Below are 16,046 nucleotides of genomic sequence, written 5' to 3'. Positions count from 1 at the left end.
TACAACTCTTATTCATGGGCACTAAAAAATCCTCTACAAAAACCGTTAGTCCTTTTACTCAGACCAATGCTTTCGCCATGCAACATGGCATTATTTTAGGAATCCTACTCATAATCTTACTTGGCACTCTAGTGATGGGACTCACAGACGGCACAGCATCTCTCATTTCAACCATTCTAGTAGTGGCCTATCCGATCATAGTAGGAAGACTCACGTTCAGTTTTCGCAGAATTGTATCTCCCATTGGACGTTTCACCATCTTCCAAGGATTTATGCACGCACTTCTAAGTATGTTTTATGCTGCTATATGGGGGGCTATTGCGACATATATCTACATGAGATTCTTTGACAACGGGCATTTTGTAAACACTCTGGTATCAGCTATTTCTAACCCTCAAACGCAAGAACTACTTAAGGCTAATGGCCTTTGGCAAATCACACAAGGGCAATCAGACCAATCCTTACTCGCCACGGTGAACCAAATGCAAAATATCCCTCCTTCACTTTATGCTGAAATGATTCTCTACATGAACATCACTCTTGCTCCCATCACGGCACTAATTATAGGTCTTTGCACAATGCGACTTTCTTCCTCCAGTAGCCAATAGGTAAAGCTATAATTCAGCGATTGGTAAAACATGAAGACATTAGTTTCAGAGAATACAAGTATATATCTCTAAGAATCCTTTAATTATCTCCCACATTATTCCTAAAAACTCGGAGTTTTTTTGGAAAATGTGGGAGATTTTCATTTCTCATCTCCTAGTTCTTTACAATTATCTCCTGCAAACCTCAAGCAAACACTTATCTCCTTATTTATGCTACATAGTCCATGTATCATGCACCTCACTGAACTCTCATTCTACTTGTTTAAAAAGTGACACAGAAATCATTTGTCTGAGCAAAGATAAATTACTAACTTTGCATATAGGTTCGTGCGCAAGAATCTCACATAATAGTGCAACAGTCGCAGAACATGGAAGTCTAAAAAGAAAGTAAAGCATCTTCATGCTTAGAAATGCTTTCTCTACAAGATGAACTAAGGAAAACGATTTTCCTATCCACTGATAGCCAAAGTCTACAGGCATTTTCACAATGAATACACCCACCACTTATCCATACGACATCACAGTTGTCGTTCCCCTTTTCAACGAAGATGAAAGTCTTCCCGAACTTTATGCGTGGATCAAACGCGTGATGTATGAACATCAGTTCAGCTATGAAGTGATTTTTGTGGACGATGGCTCTACAGACAATTCTTGGAATGTCATCCAACAACTATCTCAAGATGAAGAAATAGTGCATGGTATCAAATTTCGTCGTAACTATGGCAAAAGTCCTGCATTGTTCTGCGGTTTCCGCAGCGCAAAAGGTCGAGTGGTCGTTACTATGGATGCAGATTTACAAGATAGCCCTGACGAGATTCCTGAGTTGTATCGCATGATTACAGAAGATGGCTACGACCTAGTGAGTGGTTATAAACAGAAACGATATGACCCAATATCTAAAACCATTCCCACAAAACTTTTCAACGCCACGGCGCGCAAGGTGAGTGGCATCTCTAATCTACACGACTTCAACTGCGGACTTAAGGCCTATCGCCTTGAAGTGGTGAAGAATATTGAGGTGTATGGAGAAATGCACCGCTACATTCCATATTTGGCTAAAAATGCAGGGTTTTCAAAGATTGGAGAAAAAGTCGTACAACACCAAGCTCGTAAGTTTGGATCCTCCAAATTCATGGGCTTAAATCGATTTGTCAATGGCTATCTAGACTTGCTTTCATTGTGGTTCCTCAATAGCTTTGGACTCAAGCCAATGCACGTGTTTGGCTTTCTAGGGACGCTGATGTTTGTCTTTGGTTTTCTGGCAACCATTGCCGTAGGTGGTATCAAACTTTATCATCTATTTGCTGGTATTCCAGCTCCATTGATCACAAACTCTCCCTATTTCTACATTTCGCTCACCATGATGATTCTTGGTACACAACTCTTTGTAGCAGGCTTCTTAGGGGAACTCATTAGCCGTAATGCGCAAGGACGTAACGACTATCACATTGAAGAAGAAATTTAAGGATTTTACTGGGGTGTACTCCTTTTTCCCTAATATCTCAATCACTATGGAACGAACTATCCGACATAGTCTCCTCGCTATTACAATCGTGAGCACCATGATAGGAGTAGTAAGTTGTACCAACATAGACTGTCCGCTTGACAATCAAGTGGAAATGGTACTAAACTTCTATCACTTTGAGACTAAAAAAGAAGTTGCACTCACAGATACCTTGAGTGTATACGGGATAAAGAATGACACAACACAGTTGTTGTTTAATCGAGCAATAGGGCAACGTACCATTAGAGTTCCCCTAAATGTGGCATCTGACCGAGACACGCTGTTGCTCCGCTTCACTTCTAGAACCGAAACAACGGCTGATACACTCTTTGTGCATCACATCCGGAAGTCGCACTTCGAGTCGCTGGACTGTCCAGCATCCGTTTTCCACACCCTAACCAATGTCGAGTGGCGCGCCCATCAAGATAGAACCAAACTCCCTTCTGTGCAGGAAGTTGTCATCACTAATCACAATGTAGCTTACGAAAATGTGGAGCATCTCAAAGTTTTCCTTCGTCCTGCTAATCAGTAGCCTATCAATTCTAAGCTCATCACTTAGTGGAAGAGCTGCAACACCTCAAACTCTCAGTTCACCATATTCGTCTTCTATCGAAGCACCTACTTCACAGGTTGCTTCACATACATCTACTAGCTTCAATGTTCTTTCGCCACAATTAAAGAGCTCTCCTCTTTTGTATCAAGACGATAGCACCTCCATTACGCGCTCACCACAGGGTGTAGAGTTTACCGACAACAAACGTGACGAGCTTAATCGTTTGATAGGAAATAAAAGTGTTCCTCTATTAGCAGGTGTGAGTGTTTCTGCAAATTTAGCGGGAGCATTTCTCAACACATTCACTTCAACAGGCACATACGAAGGTGCTTTACGCCTCAATTTTCGCAATAGATATTTCCCTATATTAGAGCTTGGCATCGGAGCGGCAAATCAAACAAGTGAAACAACGCAACTACATTATACGACTCGAGCTCCCTTTGGTAGAATTGGATTAGACTATAATCTAAAGCGTGACAAACGTAGCACGAATCGCGTTTTTGTTGGAGCTCGCTATGGGTTTTCTTCCTTCAACTATGATCTCATCGGAAAGTCCGTCCGGGACACACATTGGAAAACAGAATTTCCTTTCCAATTCCGCAACGTGAACGATAATGCTCATTGGGGAGAATTAGTTTTCGGCTTAGAAACCTCATTATGGAAATTTATTCACCTTGGTTGGTCTGTGCGCTATCAAGTGCGTATTTATGAGCATAATACAGATCTCGGAAGAGCATGGCACGTGCCTGGCTTCGGACGGAACTCAGAAAACAACCATTTTTCAGGTACATTCCAGCTTATTTTCGACTTTACTTATTTCAAAAAGGTGAAAAGCAAACTGTAAATTCAAACCAATGAAACGTATTATCTCCCTTATATTCCTCATCCTTCTTGTAGCTGGTACTATTTTTATTCTATCCCGAAGCAAATACCAAACTAGTCAAGGGGAGATTTTTGGTACTACCTACCATGTACGCTACAACTCTACCCAAAACCTTGACAAGGAAATAGAACAAGAACTTTTTCGAGTAGACACTATTTTCTCGCTCTTCAAAGAGAATAGCCTACTTTCTCGCTTCAATCGTGGTGAAGATAAGGGAAAAGGAAACACGCTCTTTGCAGAAGTGATAAAGTTATCACTTGAAATTTCGAACGAAACAGAAGGGGCATTTGACATCACCGTAGCACCATTGGTTAATGCCTGGGGATTTGGCTTCAAGAACAAACAACCCTTATCAAACCAACAAGTAGATTCTCTACAAAAACTCGTAGGATACCAGCACTTATCTTTTAATGGTAAAGAGCTTACTAAAGACATTCCTAACCTACAAATAGATTGTGGTGCAATTGCCAAGGGGTATGCAGTAGATCGTATAGCGAAACTGCTCAGCGATAAGGGGTGCCAAAACTATATGGTGGAGATTGGAGGAGAAGTTGTAGTAAAAGGAAATAACGACAAAGGCGAAAAGTGGAAAATTGGAATCAATAAACCCACTCAACATGCTCTCCCCACAGAAGAAGATCTACAAACACTCCTTAGCCTTACCAACTGTGGTATAGCAACTTCAGGTAATTACCGCAACTTTTATATTAAGGATGGGAAAAAATATGCCCATTCGATTGACCCTAAAACCGGGTATCCTGTACAGCATTCCTTGCTTTCTGCTACTGTTATTAGTCAATCCTGTGCAAAAAGCGATGCTCTTGCCACAGCTTTCATGGTTATGGGCTTAGACAAAGCTAAAGCATTCGTAGAAACTCACAAGGACATCCAGGTATATTTTATATATGCTGACGAAAAAGGCAACTACCAAGTGTGGATGTCCGACGGCATGAAACCTTTGATAGACAACTAACCATGAGCAGCCACATTTTTCACCGATTCGTCGGTAATCCCCTTTTTCAAGGTCTGAGTGTTGATGACTTTGAGCATATTGCCGAACGTGTACCTTTTGATTTCCACACCGTAGCTCCTGGCCATACTATCGTACATGCAGATGATCCCTGTGAAGGTCTTATATGCACGCTATCAGGCACAGTCTGTAAAGAAGAAGTAAGCGACTTACGCCACTATAGCTTTCGTGAATTCATTACTACCAACACAGTTATCCAGCCTGAACGACTCTTCGGACTACGTCCACGTTATAGTGCTAGTTTTTTGGCTGAGACAGAAGTACAGTATTTCTCCGTACCAAAGCGAGAAGTTAGAGACGTGCTATTCACTCTAACGCCTTTTCATCTCAACTATCTCAACCTTATATGCACTACTCAGCAATTACAAGATAGCAGAGTTTGGCGTTCACTCCCCGATTCCTTGGAAGGACGTTTCTTACACTTCCTATACTCTCGTTCATCCCGACCAGCAGGACGTAAAGAACTCATAATAGATATGGTTGCTCTTGCTGGAGAACTTACAGCTACACGCTTGAGAGTCTCACAAATGCTCAATGACCTCAATGATCGTGGTTTAATAGAACTACGCCGCCGGCATATCCTTATCCCCTCTCTAGAAACTCTTCTTCAAAAAAATTAGGTACACTACAATATCTATTGGGTTAGTTTCCTATTTTCTTATATTTATGTGGGATTATTCCATCATTGTTTATGCATACTCGACAAGAACAATTAGAAGCTTTTAGTCGCATGCTCGATGTACTCAACGAGCTACGCGAGAAATGTCCTTGGGATCGCAAACAAACTAACGAAAGTTTACGCCCCAATACGATTGAAGAAGTCTACGAACTTTGTGATGCCCTCATGAAGTCAGACGAAAAAGAAATTTGTAAGGAATTAGGAGATGTGCTTCTTCATGTTTGTTTCTACGCAAAGCTGGCGGACGAGAAAGGACAATTTGATATAGCCGATGTTTGTAACCGACTATGTGATAAATTGATATTCCGTCATCCTCATGTTTACCCACCTTCGGACATCGCTGCAGCAGGTTTGCGCCAAGGTATCAAAATAGAGACCGCATCTGATGTGAGTATGCAATGGGAACAACTGAAGCAACTCGAAAAAGATGGCAATGAAACAGTATTAAGTGGCGTTCCAAATTCTCTTCCAGCCTTGATTAAAGCCTATCGTGTGCAGGATAAAGCGCGCAATGTCGGTTTTGATTGGGAAGAACGCTCACAAGTGTGGGAGAAAGTCAAAGAAGAACTGGCGGAATTCGAGGCTGAGGCGGAAAATATGGACAAGGACAAAGCAGAAGCCGAATTTGGCGACCTCATGTTCTCCTTAATCAACGCAGCCCGTCTGTATAAAATCAATCCAGACAACGCATTAGAGCGCACCAATCAGAAGTTTATCCGCCGATTCAACTATTTAGAATCTCAAACCCTCAAGAAAGGACGCAAGCTCACCGAGATGTCCCTAGAAGAAATGGACAAATACTGGGAAGAAGCCAAACGTCTAGAACAAGAATAACGCAGTAATGCTTGCATCCGTACGCTATCGTCTTCCAGGGGAAACCCTAGTGCATGAAATTGGCACAAAGCATCCTCCTAAAAGATGCACATCATTAGCTGAGATACCCCCTCAAAAAGGGTATCTCTTTGCACCATTTCAGGAAAACGACGCGCATCCACTATGGTTCTTCCCAGCAGATGAGCAGCGCACTTGGACGCAACCCACAGAAGTGCCAAGTTTTTCGCTAGCTTATGAAGTAGAAGAAGACCATCGTACGGAATATATTCGTGCCTTCGAAGCATGTCAAGCTGCATTTCAACGAAGCGAACTACAGAAAGTAGTGCTTTCTCGCACTCTCTCTGTTCATTTTGACCAAAACCTTACTAAAGACGATTATTATCGCTTGTTCGAACAAGCCTGCATCGCCTATCCTAATAGCTTTGTCAGCCTAATCTCATTACCAGCTCCTTGGGGAACCTGGTTGATGGCTACGCCAGAAATCCTCATCTCAGCACAAGATAGTTTATGGCATACCATGGCTTTGGCAGGAACAATGGAAAAGACTTCAGACTCCTCTCTCAGCCTAGAAGTTTGGTCAGAGAAAAATCGCAAGGAACAACAATGGGTGGTGGATTATATCAGTCGACAATTAGAAAAACTCGGCTGTGACTATCAGAAGAGTCCAACCTACGTGCGACCTGCAGCGCATTTACTGCATCTATGCACAGACTTCTCTGTGATTCCCCCCAAGGAGAAAAGCATAGCTTGCGTCATTGAAGCACTCCACCCCACTCCTGCTGTCTGTGGTTGGGAGACTTCTACTGCCAAAGCACTAATTTCTAAAGTAGAATCGCACGATCGCAGTTATTATTCAGGATATTCTGGTCCGATTAATCCCAATTCGGCACACCTGTTCGTGACGTTACGCTGTATGAATCTGATTAATGACACCGCAACTCTCTATGCAGGTGGTGGACTGTTGTCAGAAAGCAACGAGAACAGCGAATGGCAAGAGACAGAACGCAAGCTCAATACGATGTTACGTTTGTTCTCTGCTCATAAATGAAGACTAAACTAGGCTACAACGCTATATATGTATTCCAAAAAGGCTAATATAAATTTACTCACAGCGCGCCTGATTGCACATGACATTCGCGATATTGTCGTATGTCCAGGTTCGCGCAATGCCCCCATCGTACATAATTTGTACGAAGCAGGGAGTAAATTTCAGCTACATCCCATCACCGACGAGCGCAGTGCAGCTTTCGTAGCCATTGGTCTGTGGATTAAGAGAAAAAGACCTATTGCCATCTGTGTCACCTCTGGTAGCGCCTTATTAAACTGCCTGCCAGGTATAGCAGAGGCGGCTTTTCGCCATATTCCTCTTGTGATGATTTCTGCCGACCGCCCTTTGTCCTTGCAAGGACAATTAGACGGACAGACAATTCCTCAGCAAGGTGCATGCCTCCCCTATGCAAGATGCTGGCAAATAGATGAAATAGAAGAGGATGCTCAAGCCTGGGAAGTAAACCACGACTTGCAAACGGCATTCGCTGCTTTGTCAGATAATGGTGGACAACCGATACATTTGAATATCCCCATCAGCGAACCCCTCTTTGAGTTTACGACTAAGGAGTTGCCCAAAGTGGAAGTTTCCACAAAAGTAAACAAACCTGTAGCCAAACTCCCTAAACATTGGCAAGAGCTTCTTTACAATGCGCATCTTCCCCTCCTGATTGTCGGACAATATGAAGAATCATTTATACCTGCCATTCAGCAATTACGCGCCAACAATCAGTTGCTAGTTTACGCTGAAAACATCAGCAATCAGCAGGATGCGCGCATGGCATTGTGGCTTGATGAGCAAAAACTGTCACCGGACTCAGTGATTCACATAGGCGGCTGTTTAGTTAATAAGTTTTTCAAGCAGCATTTGCGCACAATTTCCCAACTTCCGGTACTCCGTATCGATGAAACAGATGAGTGCCCCGACACCTTTTTTCAAAAGGCAGAGAAACTCACCTGCAATCCTGCGGAAATTTTGCAACAGCTTGTAGATACCCTTCCCACAAAAAACGAAGTAGCTGCGGCTTATTCTCAACTCCGCCCTCCAGAACATACCTTCGACTACCCTATCGAAGCTATGTTTGTAGGGAATAGCACAGCTGTTCGTTGGACAAATCGACAATGGCCTGTCTTAAATGTACCGATATATTGTAATCGAGGTACGAACGGTATTGAAGGTTCATTGTCCACAGCTGCAGGATACTCCCTTGTAGCAGAAGAAAAAATTCTCTGTATCATCGGAGATCTCTCGTTTTTCTATGATGCCAATGGACTTTGGAATCAGCACCTTGATGGTAAACTGCGCATTTTATTGATTAATAACCAGTGCGGTGCTATCTTCCACCATCTTCCAGGCTTGAAAGAAACTCCTGCTCTCCCTCATCTTGTGGCAGCAGCCCACCATAATTCCGCAAAAGGTATAGCCGAAAGCTACCATTGCACGTACCTTTCTGCAGAAAGTTCGTGTGTAGAGGAAGATGCTCATCATCTCCTCATCAAACTATTGAACATTGAGAGTACACGTCCCGTTATACTAGAAGTGTTTACTCCCATTTAATCAGCATATACATCCCTATAATTCACTCCTTCTTATGAGAACTTGGACTTCCCTCCACACCTATCAAGAAATTCTCTTCGACTTCTTCGAAGGCATCGCTCGTATCACCATCAATCGCCCCCGATACCGCAACGCGTTTACGCCAACAACCATCATGGAAATCTCTGATGCACTACGCACTTGCCGCGAGAATCCAGACATTAATGTGGTTGTTTTAACTGGTGCCCACTCGCCTTTGCAAGAAGGACAAACAGAAGAAGAGCGTTTACATACCGAAGCTTTTTGTGCTGGTGGCGATATGCACGTGAAAGGACGTGGCGGTTACGTGGGAGGAGACGGCGTGCCACGTTTGAATGTTTTGGAGGTACAGAAGCAAATCCGCTCACTACCTAAGCCCGTTATTGCCATGGTCAATGGTTTTGCTGTGGGCGGTGGCCACGTATTACATCTTATGTGCGACCTCACTATTGCCTCCGAAAATGCAAAATTTGGACAAACAGGACCTAAAGTTGGTTCGTTTGATGCTGGATTTGGAGCAAGCTACATGGCACGCATCGTAGGACAAAAGAAAGCACGTGAGATTTGGTTCCTTTGCAACCTTTATTCTGCCGAAGAAGCAGAGCGTATGGGCATGGTCAATAAGGTCGTTCCTTTTGAACAACTCGAAGATGAAGTGGTGGCATGGGCAAAACGCATGATGGAACACTCTCCTCTTGCCCTGCGCATGATTAAAGCAGGCTTGAATGCTGAGCTCGATGGTCAAGCTGGTATCCAAGAGTTGGCGGGTGATGCCACGATGCTCTACTACCTTCTCGATGAAGCACACGAAGGTGGTCAAGCTTTTCTTGAAAAGCGAAAGCCTGACTGGAGCAAGTTCCCCAAACTTCCCTAAGTTTTCTCCCTCTTCTACCGAAACACTTTTGTAAATCGTCATCTTATGTCGCACGATTTCGAGCAACTTACAATAACTTATTCCGAGAAGTCTCTGCATTTCCTCCAACCTGCAGGGACTTCTCGCGGTGTTTATCACGAGCGCAAAGTTTGGTATGTAGAAGCGCGCGCATATTATTGCGGACGCCCTGTTTATGGCATTGGTGAGTGTGCTCCACTTCCTCAACTGAGCTGCGATGATGTCCCTAATTATGTTGAGATTCTTGCAGAAGCCTGTCAATTATGGGAAAAGTCAGGACAACTACCTCGCGAGTTCTTACAAGTCTATCCCTCTATTTTGATGGGATTTGAGACTGCAGAGCTCTCACTTCGCTCTTACGCCCAAAATGGTAATCCTTTTCAACTGTCCTCTACCCCATTTTCACGTGGAGAAAAAGGTATTTCTATCAATGGTCTTGTGTGGATGGGCAATGCAGAAGAGATGCTAGAACGCATGGAAACGAAGTTATCAGCAGGTTATCGTTGCGTTAAAATCAAAATCGGTGCTATTGACTTTGCTGCAGAACTGAATCTTTTGCGTATCTTGCGACAAAAATATTCAAAAGCCGAGGTTGAACTTCGACTCGATGCCAATGGAGCCTTTTCTCCTACCGAAGCCATGGAGAAACTACTACAACTTGCAGCATTCGATATTCATAGCATTGAGCAACCTATTCGTGCTGGGCAATGGGAGGCTATGGCTGAGCTCTGCCGCAAAAGCCCAATTCCCATAGCCTTAGACGAAGAACTTATCGGGATTCATACAAGGGAAGAGAAGGAACGTCTGCTGGATACAATTCGTCCACACTATGTCATATTGAAACCTTCTTTACATGGAGGATTCTCAGGAGCAGAGGAATGGGAAGAACTTGCTGATGCACGGGGAATTGCTCACTGGGCTACCTCAGCACTTGAGAGCAACGTAGGCTTGAATGCTATTGCGCATTGGACGGCACGCAGACAGCAAGACCAAACTAAGCAAGATGGAGAATTGATGCCACAAGGACTGGGTACTGGTCAACTATTTGCAGATAATTATACGGCTATTTCTTTAGAAATCAAGGGAGATGAGCTGTGGAATGGTACAGAGAAAGAGCGTTCTTTTAAGCAAGAACTCCGCACCTTCACCGAAGAATGGAATGATAGCACCAAAGATGTCGTAGAATTACAAACGAGTGGCAGCACGGGCAAGCCCAAAGTGATGCAAGCCACTAAAAGTGCCATGCGTGCCAGTGCCCAACGCAGCCTTGAAACTTTACACATCACTCCTGGATCTACCACCCTCCTCTGCCTTCCTCTGCAATACGTAGCGGGGAAAATGATGGTCGTTCGCGCACTGATAGGCGACTTACGACTGATTACAGCTGCTCCTAGTCTGCACCCTTATGAACATCTATCAGTAGCTCCGCAATTTGTAGCCTTAACTCCACTACAAGCAGCAGCATCTCTCGAAGTAGCAAAGGAAAAAGCTCTCCTAGAGGCTACCGACTGCATCATTCTTGGAGGAGGCAATGTCAGCCATACGCTAGAAGATAATCTTCAATCCTGTCGCGGACGGGTATATAGCACATATGGTATGACTGAGACCTTCTCTCATATCGCTTTGCGACTTCTCAATGGAGATGGTCGTACTGATTGGTATTCCCCATTAAGAGGTGTAAAGGTTTCTCTCAATACAAATGGGTGCTTGGTTGTCTCAGATTCCATCACCAATAATAGTCTACTCGACACCAATGATATTGCAGAAATCAATGACTTAGGTCAATTCCGCATTCTTGGACGACGTGATAATGTAGTGTGTTCGGGAGGAATAAAATTGCATCTGGAAAAAATTGAAGCTACATTGCAAGCGGAAAAATACGGTATACTCCTCACTTCAATTCCCGATGCTGCCCTCGGTGAAGCATTAGTGTGCCTATATTCTTCAGACGTAGAAGAGGTATTCTTAAGAGAGCATTGTGCTAAATCACTAGCAAAATACGAACAACCTCGATACTACCTTCGTGTGAAAGCAATTCCCCTCACTGAGACAGGAAAACCAGCACGTGCATCTGCAAAAGAAATAGCAAGAAAAAACCTATCTTTGCGATAAGTTACCATACTCTACCCCAACATACAGGATAGTTGTGTCGAAATCCTAAGAGCATAACGAAGTCCATCACAGGAAGATCTATAAAGCTCCTATCAACTTCAACAAAAAGTAGGAGAACTAATCTAAAAAGTCCGAGATACTCCCAAACTTCTCAGAGAATTTTTCTAGAATCTCCGAGAGAAACTTGTAAATCACAAAGTTTTTGCCTGACCACAATAAATTATCGCTCAGATGCTTGGCCAACTCTGTGAAATATCGTATCTTTGCAGCGATTTAGACCAAATTAAGGCACGACTCTATTAGAAAGTGCCGCGTGGATTTGTCCATTATCCAATGAATCGTGGCCGTGTTCGCTCGGTGGCATTCAGGACAATTCTGTGTTTATTTACTAATAAACGAACAACAAACAACTAACCACAATGAAAAAGGATTTGCATCCCGAAAATTATCGTCCTGTAGTCTTCAAAGACATGTCTAACGGCGATGTTTTCTTGTCTCGCTCTACTTGCAAGACTTCTGACACCATCGAATTCGAAGGTGAAACTTACCCCCTCGTGAAGCTTGAAATTTCTTCAACTTCTCACCCATTCTACACTGGTAAGTCCAAGCTCGTCGATACTGCTGGTCGCGTAGATAAGTTCATGAGCCGCTACGGTAAGAGCCGTAAATAAGACTCACGACGCAACATCATAGCAATGCCTCATACTTTCATCCAAAGTATGGGGCTTTTTCTTTAGGCTCATCACAAACTCTCCATCAAATACTCTTAAAATCTGGATTAGACTTTTCTCACACTGATAAACCTCTTACCCATTTTACTGGATGGGCACGTCAAAGCAAGAATTATCCACTAATCCTCAAACCTAGTCAATAAGAGTATCTTATACTAGAGCAATAAAAAAGCCTTTCCAAAGAAAGGCTCCTTTTAAATTAGAAGAAATGCTTGAAACCTACATCTCTAATATCGTAAGACTATGGTTACCCATAAGACGAATCCTGTCTACATTACCTCGAATGCCAGGTAGTCGTCCAGTCTGTGTATACTGCCACATCATGTAATCCACGTTGTCAGTGAGCATAGGCTCTTCATCTTTATACTTCGCCATCACCCAATGATAACCTTTAAAAGTACCAACAAGATGACGATTATAAAAATTCTGATAAGTATAAAGAAGAGGCTTCTTGCCATAGTACGCTGCAATACGCTCAACAAACTCTTGTAAGTCAGCAACGAACTTATCATTGGCAACACCTCCAGTTGTTTCGATATCTATGAGGGGCACTAAATCCTGATCGGCTTTAAGCACCACAGAAGTCATATTTGAAACTTGCTCATCTACACTCACTTTGGGACGATAGAAGTGGTAACTACCCACGCTCAGGCCAGCTTGTCTAGCATTAGCTAAGTTATAAGCATAAGTTGGATCAACAAGACTACTTCCTTCAGTAGCTTTTATGTAAACAAAGCTCACATTAGCCTCTGTACCTACACGCATCCAATCTATTACTCCCTGATAACGACTTACATCTATTCCCTCACGAAACTTCGTGTTCACGCGGCTATTTCCGCGCGACACTTGCATCATCTGTACAGAAGTCTGCACATTCTTCTTCGACTGTTTAGGAAGCATATCAGGTACGATATGCTCACTGGGCTCACCAGTTGATGAAGCTCGATGCTTGCGCTCAGCATGAATGGACATCCCCATAAAGGAGAAACACCCTACAAGACATAGAGCTTTGAGGGAAAAGGGATGGGAAATCCACATAGGCAATGAAGTTTTAATACTGTTCGTGTTGGTTCGGAAAATCGCAGCTTTTTACATCTTCAACAAATTTCCCTATAGCATCGGTCATGATTGTATGAAGGTCAGCATAACGACGTAAGAATTTGGGAGAAAACGACTTATTCTTGCCCAACATATCATCTATAACAAGAACTTGTCCATCGGAAGCACCAGCACCAATACCTATTACGGGGATATCAAGCAACTTACACACTTTAGCGTTGAGAGAAGCTGGGACCTTCTCAACGACCAAGGCAAAACAACCAACTTCTTGTAGAGCTTTTGCATCGCTCAATAGTTTAGCAGCTTCTGCTTCCTCTTTAGCACGAACAGCATACGTGCCAAACTTATTGATACTCTGAGGAGTCAATCCAAGATGTCCCATCACAGGGATACCGGCTTCTAGAATCTTACGAACAGTGTCAAGGATCTCCACCCCACCTTCTAGCTTGAGCGCATCAGCACCAGTCTCTTGCATGATGCGAATGGCGTTGCGCACACCATCTGTGGGATTCACTTGGTAGGTACCAAAGGGCATATCACACACCACCAGTGCACGCTGTACACCACGTACAACCGAACGGGCATGATAGATCATTTGATCAAGCGTAATGGGGAGAGTAGTAACATTTCCTGCCATCACGTTACTAGCACTATCTCCTACGAGAATACAATCTACCCCAGCTCCATCTACGATAGAGGCGGTGGTATAGTCGTAAGAAGTAAGCATGGCTATCTTCTTGCCCTGTTGCTTCATTTCTAAAAGGCGATGTGTGGTCACCTTTCGTAAATCGTCTACTAAATATCCTGCCATATAATAGCTATTATCACTTGAAATCAATGAGGATTCTCACTTTTAAGTTGCACTCCCATCGAGATAATCCTCACTTGTAAGGGGAACTACTTATAAATATTTTATTGATGCCTTGTCATTACTTGTGATATTCTTCGGCCAATCCTCCTTCCGACGTTTCACGATAGAGAGAAGGTAAGTCTCGACCTGTTTTCCCCATGACAATTACCGCCTTATCATAAGAAATATGATGAATACCTTCGGCAAACGTAGCATAAATGTTAGCATCAAGTGCACGAGCTGCAGCATGAGCATTACGTTCTATACACGGAATTTGTACTAGACCACATATAGGATCGCACGTCATTCCGAGATGATGCTCTAATCCCATCTCAGCAGCGTATTCTATAGATTGAAGACTACCTCCAAATATATAGTTGGCAGCAGCAGCCGCCATAGCACAAGCCACCCCTACTTCGGCTTGACATCCTGCTTCAGCTCCAGAGATAGAAGCCAAAGTTTTAGCGATGTTACCAACCAATCCAGCCACAGCTAAAGCATGGAGTATGCGAGTCTCACTTACCTGTCGACTCTTTGCGATATGATAAAGTACTGCTGGCACAACTCCACAAGATCCACACGTAGGCGCCGTAACTATCTGACCACCACCTGCATTTTCTTCACTGACAGCCAAGGCATAAGCAAAAACTAAGCCTCGAGATTGAAGGTTCTTACCATAGCCCAATGCTTTGATGTAATAACGTGGGGCTTTACGTTGTAGATTGAGCTCGCCTGGCAATACACCTTCATGCTCAATCCCCCGCTCCACAGCTTCTTTCATTGCTTGCCAAATCTCGCGAAGGAAGTCCCAAATTTCGCGACCCTCTCGAGCTTCCACATAACTCCAATAGTCCATCCCACGCTCTTCACACCATTTCATGATGTCATTTAAGCGGTTGAACTCATAAACATCGGGGGATTCTTTGGCACCATCTCCTTCTTCCGCTAAAGCTCCACCACCCACAGAATAAACAGTCCACGCATCTTGACCATGTCCATCGGCATCAAGACATTCAAACTTCATACCATTGGGATGAAAAGGAAGCACAATCTCTGGATGCCACACAATTTCTGTGCGCTCTTCTCCCAATACCTCGCGAACAGCTTCATCAGTCAAGTGTCCTTTACCAGTAGCTGCCAAGCTACCATAGAGAGTTACTCTAAAACGCTTTGCTTCTAAATGACGTTGCAGATATTGTTCAGCTGCTGATCGTGGCCCCATAGTATGGGAGCTACTTGGCCCATAGCCTATACGAAAGAGTTCTCTGAGACTTTTCATTTATCGTTTTTGTGCTTAATCACCATCATATTGGCTTTGTGTCCTTACTTCAAGAACTTGCTCTGCTCTTTTAAGGAGTAAAGTATAGGAAGCTTATCGGATTTCTTTTCTCTTCATTGATCCAAGAACGGCAAAACTGCCAATCCATCTACAAAGGTACTGCTTTTTAGGCTATCATGGGCTAATCTCATCGTATTTTTCCCTTCTTTTAGTCCTAAAAGCTTCAAAACACAAGAAAAATGCTCTTTTCTCAAAAAAAACTCTGATAACATTTGGCAGATTCAGAAAAATGTATTTCCTTTGCAATCGCAAACGAGAAACAACGGAAGACAAAACAAGTTGACTCGAGTTTCTTCTTAAGCAAATTCCCCTAATGGTGCGTTAGTTCAGTTGGTTAGAATACATGCCT

Annotated in this window: 15 protein-coding genes, 1 tRNA gene and 1 pseudogene (1 of these 17 only partly in view); 14 read left to right on the top strand and 3 right to left on the bottom strand. The window is 43.4% G+C overall.

Features of this window, described 5'->3' with window-relative positions:
• Positions 1–14 precede the first annotated feature (14 nt).
• The 13 genes and pseudogenes from HMPREF9999_RS06185 (at position 15) to HMPREF9999_RS06130 (ending at position 12,389) form a co-directional block, all read left to right on the top strand.
• A complete protein-coding gene (locus HMPREF9999_RS06185) occupies positions 15–608 on the top strand; it encodes a DUF4199 domain-containing protein (RefSeq protein ID WP_009437649.1) in 594 nt (197 codons plus the stop codon).
• A gap of 487 nt (positions 609–1,095) precedes the next feature.
• Positions 1,096–2,073 (top strand): glycosyltransferase family 2 protein, encoded by a 978-nt coding sequence (locus HMPREF9999_RS06180; protein WP_009437648.1) that lies wholly within the window; start codon positions 1,096–1,098, stop codon positions 2,071–2,073.
• A gap of 46 nt (positions 2,074–2,119) precedes the next feature.
• Positions 2,120–2,644: a DUF6452 family protein gene (locus HMPREF9999_RS06175; protein ID WP_044063235.1), complete on the top strand. Its 525-nt coding sequence runs from the start codon at positions 2,120–2,122 to the stop codon at positions 2,642–2,644.
• 160 nt (positions 2,645–2,804) lie between these two features.
• A complete protein-coding gene (locus tag HMPREF9999_RS06170) occupies positions 2,805–3,509 on the top strand; it encodes a DUF6048 family protein (protein WP_009437646.1) in 705 nt (234 codons plus the stop codon).
• Between the two features lie 10 nt (positions 3,510–3,519).
• Positions 3,520–4,521 carry an FAD:protein FMN transferase gene (locus HMPREF9999_RS06165; protein WP_009437645.1) on the top strand — a complete coding sequence of 334 codons (1,002 nt, stop codon included), beginning with the start codon at positions 3,520–3,522 and terminating at the stop codon, positions 4,519–4,521.
• Between the two features lie 2 nt (positions 4,522–4,523).
• Complete coding sequence (locus tag HMPREF9999_RS06160; RefSeq protein WP_009437644.1) at positions 4,524–5,198, top strand: Crp/Fnr family transcriptional regulator; 675 nt, start codon at positions 4,524–4,526, stop codon at positions 5,196–5,198.
• A gap of 71 nt (positions 5,199–5,269) precedes the next feature.
• On the top strand, positions 5,270–6,091 hold the full coding sequence (gene mazG, locus HMPREF9999_RS06155; RefSeq protein WP_009437643.1) for a nucleoside triphosphate pyrophosphohydrolase: 822 nt from the start codon (positions 5,270–5,272) through the stop codon (positions 6,089–6,091).
• A 7-nt stretch (positions 6,092–6,098) separates the two neighbouring features.
• Entirely contained in the window at positions 6,099–7,139 is a 1,041-nt protein-coding gene (locus tag HMPREF9999_RS06150) for an isochorismate synthase (RefSeq protein WP_009437642.1), read from the top strand.
• A gap of 27 nt (positions 7,140–7,166) precedes the next feature.
• Entirely contained in the window at positions 7,167–8,696 is a 1,530-nt protein-coding gene (gene menD, locus HMPREF9999_RS06145) for a 2-succinyl-5-enolpyruvyl-6-hydroxy-3-cyclohexene-1-carboxylate synthase (protein ID WP_009437641.1), read from the top strand.
• A 34-nt stretch (positions 8,697–8,730) separates the two neighbouring features.
• Positions 8,731–9,588: a 1,4-dihydroxy-2-naphthoyl-CoA synthase gene (gene menB / locus HMPREF9999_RS06140; RefSeq protein WP_009437640.1), complete on the top strand. Its 858-nt coding sequence runs from the start codon at positions 8,731–8,733 to the stop codon at positions 9,586–9,588.
• Between the two features lie 45 nt (positions 9,589–9,633).
• A pseudogene (locus HMPREF9999_RS10760) lies at positions 9,634–10,722 on the top strand (o-succinylbenzoate synthase); the annotation flags it as partial.
• Complete coding sequence (locus HMPREF9999_RS10755; protein WP_232301292.1) at positions 10,699–11,718, top strand: AMP-binding protein; 1,020 nt, start codon at positions 10,699–10,701, stop codon at positions 11,716–11,718. The pseudogene HMPREF9999_RS10760 and the gene HMPREF9999_RS10755, both read left to right, overlap by 24 nt.
• 419 nt (positions 11,719–12,137) lie before the next feature.
• Entirely contained in the window at positions 12,138–12,389 is a 252-nt protein-coding gene (locus tag HMPREF9999_RS06130; RefSeq protein ID WP_009437637.1) for a type B 50S ribosomal protein L31, read from the top strand.
• A gap of 279 nt (positions 12,390–12,668) precedes the next feature.
• Here HMPREF9999_RS06130 and HMPREF9999_RS06125 read toward each other — a convergent pair whose 3' ends face one another.
• From HMPREF9999_RS06125 to HMPREF9999_RS06115, 3 genes are all read right to left on the bottom strand, one after another.
• Positions 12,669–13,487, bottom strand: coding sequence for a glycoside hydrolase family 25 protein (locus HMPREF9999_RS06125; RefSeq protein ID WP_083475831.1), 819 nt, complete (start codon positions 13,485–13,487; stop codon positions 12,669–12,671).
• Positions 13,488–13,500: 13 nt separating this feature from the next.
• Positions 13,501–14,319, bottom strand: a complete 819-nt coding sequence (gene panB, locus HMPREF9999_RS06120) for a 3-methyl-2-oxobutanoate hydroxymethyltransferase (protein WP_009437635.1) — start codon at positions 14,317–14,319, stop codon at positions 13,501–13,503.
• Positions 14,320–14,437: 118 nt separating this feature from the next.
• Entirely contained in the window at positions 14,438–15,637 is a 1,200-nt protein-coding gene (locus HMPREF9999_RS06115) for an L-serine ammonia-lyase, iron-sulfur-dependent, subunit alpha (protein WP_044063234.1), read from the bottom strand.
• 375 nt (positions 15,638–16,012) lie between these two features.
• Here HMPREF9999_RS06115 and HMPREF9999_RS06110 point away from each other — a divergent pair.
• Positions 16,013–16,046, top strand: a tRNA-OTHER gene (locus HMPREF9999_RS06110) (it continues 52 nt past the right edge of the window).

The organism is Alloprevotella sp. oral taxon 473 str. F0040 (assembly GCF_000318095.2).
Lineage (GTDB): Bacteria > Bacteroidota > Bacteroidia > Bacteroidales > Bacteroidaceae > Alloprevotella.
This window is presented reverse-complemented; position numbering and strand designations above follow the sequence as displayed.